The organism is Absicoccus sp. (assembly GCF_034090965.1).
Taxonomy (GTDB): Bacteria; Bacillota_I; Bacilli_A; order Erysipelotrichales; family Erysipelotrichaceae; genus Absicoccus; species Absicoccus intestinalis.
Genome location: NZ_JAXDRQ010000015.1, coordinates 21,532 through 27,559, shown reverse-complemented (window position 1 = coordinate 27,559; position 6,028 = coordinate 21,532). Strand labels below are relative to the sequence as shown.

Sequence of the window (6,028 nt, the reverse complement as noted above, 5' to 3'; positions counted from 1 at the left end):
TGAAGGGTCCGGTCTTGAAAACCGGTAGGTCGTGCGAGCGGCGCCTGGGTTCGAATCCCAGCTTCTGCGCCATCTTAATTAATTCACATCGCGGGATAGAGCAGTCTGGTAGCTCGTCGGGCTCATAACCCGGAGGTCGTTGGTTCAAATCCTTCTCCCGCAACCATGTGGTCTCATAGCTCAGTTGGTAGAGCAAAGGACTGAAAATCCTTGTGTCGCTGGTTCGATTCCGGCTGAGACCACCATTCATCAGAGATTGTCCCTAGATTCGTCTGGGGACTTTTTTTATGATTCATATCGATATAATGCATTGACCTTGTTTCCAACGAGAAATGAGGTTTTTTTGATATATAAATGTTACTGGTATATATTAAAGGAAATCACATCAGATGGAATGATGCTTTTTCTTATATTAGATGAAAAAGGGGAAATATGGATAAATGATCACATTAGAAAGCATTACTAAAAAATTAGGTTTCGATCCATCAAATGAAAAAGAAGCAAGAGATTATTTGAATAAGCATTGCCCTATGTCTACAGATGCAAATCCTAGCCCTTGGAAAAAATTAGATCTTGAAGAATTTGATTGGCTGGAAGAGCATCATATGGTTGATTGGATTGGAAAATAAAACACCAAATTTAAAAAGCACGATCTAAGTAATGAGGTTGTGCTTTTATTTGACTGGTGTATCGTTAGACGTTTATGTTGATATTATTAATACATTAGACGAATATTTTATAATTCATAACTTATTTAAAAAGTACAAGGATACTAAGTTTACTAGAAAAGAAATAGTAGAGGAGGAAGAGAGAAAAACATGCATGAAAAGTTTATTAATAGTAAATTACTCCTAAAAATAGCAGAAGAAAAACACTATGATTCGGTCTATTCTTTATTGCAAGATTACGGAATGATAACTTCGGTTAGACCTCATAAACACAATAAAACTGAGTTTTATTGTTTAATAGGTAAATACATGTTATCTAGAATTGTACAGAATGATAGTAAAAAAAAATACTTAAGTGCTTTAAGTTTTTACAAAAGATGGTACTACAATGCAAAGATGTAATCACGAATTATAATATGGTACAAAAGGAATCAGAAGGGTACTCCACGTCCTAGGCGGTTTATATACGGAAAAGTTAGATGCTCAAGCTAGAATTGGTCGAAAATATCAAAGTGATATGTGCCAAGTAGGATACATGTATGTTAATTCAAACCAATTATAGTAAGAAAAGAAGAGGTGATAATCATATGTTAACCAGTCAAGAGAGAAAATGGATATCTAAAAATGTTCCGAACGGTAAAGAAATAGTTGGATACTCAAATCCAAATTCTATTATTGACGCCTTAAGTGATTATTCTGTTGATCAAATGGTTGGTGATGATTATGAACCGACAGAAAAATGTATTATCGCAGAAAGAATAATAGACAGAATTGCTCTATATGACGATGACTGGCCTGAATGGGATGGAAGCTAAATAGTTTTTAGGGAGCCTAAAATTGTATCTTCTTAAAACCTAGATTCCCAATTTGATGAAGATTAAGGATACTAGGTTGGATTTACAGTACAATATGATTCATCGTCTCAACTAAAACAGATTACAATAAGATCATGGATGTAATTCTAGAAGATGATCGTAATCATGGTAGAAGCCTTAGAAGTATTGATCCAGAAGAGGTGAAGTTCTTTGCCAATATCGGATTGAAATTTATTATACGAATTGATATTGATGCTTCCATAATAAGATTCATGGAGGTATTTTTTTAATACTCTTAAGCTTTAAATATTCTATTGTATTTATAACAATTTTCCTTTATCAAGTGGAAATATTTGGAATGACAGCGCTTACATTAAAAAGTAACATAGGAATTGTAAAAAAGAGCTCAATAATCATAAAAATTCCATGGATAAAGGAGAAAATATGGAGAAAAAATTAACTATCAGAGAGAGTTTACGCCTTGGAAAAGGATGGAACCTAATGATCTTCTGTATATTGGCCATGTTAATCACAAATGCAGGTGTCAATGACGGATTAAACATTGCGCTTCCAGAAATTTCAAAAGGAGCAGGACTTGATTATAATTTATGTTTGAGCATGGGAACGATTGCTGGATTTGTTGGCGTTGCCATGATGTTCTTTATTGCCAAATTACGAGATCATTTCGGTGGTCGAGTAATGTGTACAGCACTCTTTATCGTTTTTGGTTTAACATTTAATTTCTTGTTCTTACGTGCTAGTAACATTCTTATGTATGCGATTTCTCAATGTATCATGGTTAGTTGTGGACAAGGATGTTTCTATTTATGCACAGGTCCAATGCAATCGGACTGGTTTCCAAAAAAACGAGGAGTCGTCAATGGTATTAGTACGATTGGAGCCAACATTGGTACAGCTATTTTAGCCCCATTGATGACAACATTATTGACAATGGGCATGTATAAAACGAGTTTATCTGTGTTTGGCTGGGCCGCTATCGCATTAGCTATATTTGCTTATATTACTTTGCGAGATGATCCAAAAGATGCAGGTATGTATCCAGATAATGTGACAAAAGAAGAATATGAAAGAGACTATAAACCATTGGAAAATCGACAAGAATATAAAAGCGATTGGACCATTGGCAAGATCATTCGTTGTAAAGAAGCGTGGTTGGCAGCCATTGTGCCAGGATTCATCACATTGGGATTATTAGGAATCGTTACCCAATTGGTCCCAAGAAATGTTTCCTTAGGATTAACGCAATCCGAAGCAGTTGGGGCGATGACCATTGCTGGATTAGTAGGTATCATTGGTAGTTATACAATTGGTTATATCGATACAAAACTTGGTACAAAGAAAGCTTGTATGATTTATTGTGGTATGTTTGCGATTGGTATTTTATTTAACTTATTAGGTACTTGGGGCAAACCATTTGTATATATTTCTATTGCAATCATTGGTTTCTGTTTAGGTGGAAGTACAAATATGTCTTTGTCTTTCCCTGCTTCGATTTTTGGTGTATTGGACTATCCGACCGTGAATGGCTTTATTTTCCCAGTAAACTACTGCATAGGTTGTTTGAACTTTGCCGTTAACGCATTTGTTATGCAGGCTACTGGAAGTCTGACAAAAGCTTATATCATTTATATTATCTTATTTGTGATTGATATCTTTATCGTAGCGTTTACCGAAGAAGGAAAATGGGATAAACTAAAACATCCAGAATTGATGCAACAACAAGATAAATAAAAAAGAAAGGTTCTCTAAGCAAAAATTAGAGAACCTATTTTAATACAGACTGAAAAAATGACATAAATTCAATTTTCGTTTTAAAAAAACGCGATGCATTCGGATCCCAGTCAGTATAATATAATTCATTTTGAAATTTATATAAAAGTCCCGTATCTTTTTTGGATAAAGCTAAAACGATGAGCATACGAATTTTTTGATCATTGCATTTGATGCGATGATTCAATGTGGTGATTGAAATATGGGTTTGTTTGGCTGGCACCGATGAATAAACTAAAGTGTAGACCGGACGATTCGCAAACCCTGTAATTTGTTCCCGACATAAAACATCAGATACAAAGGCATCATCAATGATGTCTTTTTGTTTTAAAGAAGTTAAGACTCTTTTTAATAAATCATTAAAATCCGTGTCATTCGCTTTTTCTTCCCAGTCGGCTTCATCAAAATAGTGCAACAAAGAAGGAAAATCCTTCTGGTATAAGAACTCATATTGTTTCTGTTTGATCAATTGATCGATGGCATGAATATCTTTTTCATCCAAATAGGGATTAATATGAATGACACTTATGTTTTGATCCGAAACAATTTGTTTACGCACTGTCGTTAAAACAAGGTCAGTCGATGAAAAATCAAAACTATCTTTCATATATACTGGTACTAAATTTGTCACATGGACATGATCGGGAAATTGATGTTCCACCTGCATACGAATGTTCCAAGCTGCAGGCATATTCAAGTGCGAAAGAATAACAGTTCGCATTTTTTTATGTTTCAAATGAACAAAAGCTCCTGAAATCATGATACTTAAGTACAATAATTCAAGGGAATCCAAATAACGACCATACGTTTCTTTGGCAAAGGGTTGCACCGTATAGGCAACTTCCATTTCGAAAGATAGCTTTTGTTGTGAAGTATTCCGAATCACTGTATCGTAATTCAAGTTATGAGATGGCAAACTTAAATAATAAAAGTAATAAAGTAATGTCTGATAAAAGTCTTCGTTATCAAAAAAATCAAAGTGAAATTTTTCTTTGACAGCTGTTAAGTATTGATTGGTCAACCGAATGCTTTTGGAATCTACAAATCTAGATGCATCATGTGATGTTGCATAATCGATATCTGGTATTAAGCTACAAGAAACCAATTCATACATTTCAACACGTTCAGCTTTCGGAAATTCTTGATCCCACTGATCATGCAAAAATGCTAAGACTTCATCTACAAAACGAACGGCTACGGGAATCTGATAAATAGGCGAGCGCACATCTTGTAAAACATGGCCTTCATTCATACGATGGACAGATATCGCTATCGTTAAGATTAGATGAACTAAATTCACATCTTCCATACGAATATTGAAATGATCCATCGTATAAAGAATAGCCATGATACAACGATTAATGAGCTTTTCAGAAATTAATTCATTCTTGTAGTAAGTATTGGATCGATGATTATAATCCCAACCTTGAGAATACAAATGCAGTAACAATCTTCTTCGTTTTCTTTCGTTTGGTTCAATCTGTACAAAGCTTCGATTGATCGTCATCTGAATGGAAAAGGGATCAATATATTCTTCTTTAAACGAACGGATATCAGAATCTAATGTTGTCTTACTAATAAACATTTCATCAGCCAATTCATATAAATTCACTGGTTTTTCAGCTTCACACAAACACAATACAATATGACGAATACGATCTGTTTTAAAAATAAAGGAAGTACTGGTTTGTGTCAATTCACGTAGATCTTCGGAATTTGTCGATTGTAAATGATATCCATAACTATGCTTTGAAATGATTGTTGTATGGGATCCTTCCAACATCTCATTGATGGAAGAAATATCGTTCCGTATGGTTCTAGATGATACATGCAACCATTTGGATAACTGTGAACCAGTGACATATCCATCTGTATTATGCAGATAATTGAGAATTTGTCGCTGTCGTAAAGTTAGGTTTAATTCCTTCATGAATACGTTCTCCTTTTCTGTAATGATATACATGTATTGTATCATTTGCAAATAAGAGATGGGTATCTATTTCCACTTATGAGCGGAAATATGCACTTTGTAGAATGAAGCGCTTTTTTTTATACTCAAATCATAAAGAAACAAACAACATTTCATACAAAGGAGGAGACAATTATGAAATACGAGAAAATTCGAAAAATCGTGTTAAATGCGATTGAAGAAGCAGTCGCACAAGGATTAGTAAAAGGAACGTCTGGCAATATTGCTTTACGTGATGATGAAGACGATGTCATTGCTATCACGCCTAGTGGTATATCGTATACCGGTATGAAACCAGAAGACATTGCCATTGTTGATTTGGATGGAAACTGGTTAGATGGAAATTATAAACCATCCAGTGAAGTACCTATGCATACAGCTGTTATGCGTGCAAGACCAGATGTAAGGGCAACTGTTCATACTCATGCGATGTTTGCAACAATCATGGCCATGGGTGAAAATCCAGAATTACGTCCAATTACACCACCACAATGTGAATTTACACCTGTTGGAATTGTTCCATTCACCATGCCAGGTAGCAACGATGTTGCCGAAAAAGTCGTAGAGGCGTTAGGAGATAATGGTCGAGCTGTATTGATCAAAAACCATGGTATGTTCTGCTGTGGTAAAGATATGAAGGCAGCTATGGCCGCTACAACATATACCGAAGAAATGGCAGTTACCACATTCTATGCGAAATTATTAGGAACCTATGAACCAATGCCAGAAGAAGGCGAAAAAGCGATGAAAGCTTTGATTGCCGCGGATCAAGCGGTCTAGAGGAT

At 35.1% G+C, this 6,028-nt stretch carries 6 protein-coding genes and 2 tRNA genes; 7 read left to right on the top strand and 1 reads right to left on the bottom strand.

Annotation, left to right across the window (positions count from 1 at the left end; all coding sequences use genetic code 11):
* Positions 1–89 precede the first annotated feature (89 nt).
* The 6 genes from SOS22_RS02510 (at position 90) to SOS22_RS02485 (ending at position 3,235) form a co-directional block, all read left to right on the top strand.
* Positions 90–166: transfer RNA gene (locus SOS22_RS02510), tRNA-Met, on the top strand.
* 3 nt (positions 167–169) lie between these two features.
* Positions 170–245: transfer RNA gene (locus SOS22_RS02505), tRNA-Phe, on the top strand.
* 195 nt (positions 246–440) lie between these two features.
* The gene (locus tag SOS22_RS02500; RefSeq protein ID WP_320324861.1) at positions 441–629 is read left to right on the top strand and encodes a hypothetical protein; all 189 of its coding nucleotides are present in this window, start codon (positions 441–443) and stop codon (positions 627–629) included.
* Positions 630–1,207: 578 nt separating this feature from the next.
* Positions 1,208–1,483: a hypothetical protein gene (locus SOS22_RS02495; RefSeq protein ID WP_320596236.1), complete on the top strand. Its 276-nt coding sequence runs from the start codon at positions 1,208–1,210 to the stop codon at positions 1,481–1,483.
* A 134-nt stretch (positions 1,484–1,617) separates the two neighbouring features.
* Positions 1,618–1,773 carry a hypothetical protein gene (locus SOS22_RS02490; RefSeq protein WP_320596235.1) on the top strand — a complete coding sequence of 52 codons (156 nt, stop codon included), beginning with the start codon at positions 1,618–1,620 and terminating at the stop codon, positions 1,771–1,773.
* A 211-nt stretch (positions 1,774–1,984) separates the two neighbouring features.
* Positions 1,985–3,235, top strand: coding sequence for an MFS transporter (locus SOS22_RS02485; protein ID WP_320596234.1), 1,251 nt, complete (start codon positions 1,985–1,987; stop codon positions 3,233–3,235).
* 34 nt (positions 3,236–3,269) lie between these two features.
* Here the strand turns inward: SOS22_RS02485 and SOS22_RS02480 are convergent, their stop codons facing one another.
* On the bottom strand, positions 3,270–5,204 hold the full coding sequence (locus SOS22_RS02480; RefSeq protein ID WP_320596233.1) for a BglG family transcription antiterminator: 1,935 nt from the start codon (positions 5,202–5,204) through the stop codon (positions 3,270–3,272).
* A gap of 174 nt (positions 5,205–5,378) precedes the next feature.
* Between SOS22_RS02480 and SOS22_RS02475 the strand changes: the two genes are divergently transcribed.
* On the top strand, positions 5,379–6,023 hold the full coding sequence (locus SOS22_RS02475) for a class II aldolase/adducin family protein (RefSeq protein WP_320596232.1): 645 nt from the start codon (positions 5,379–5,381) through the stop codon (positions 6,021–6,023).
* Positions 6,024–6,028 lie beyond the last annotated feature (5 nt).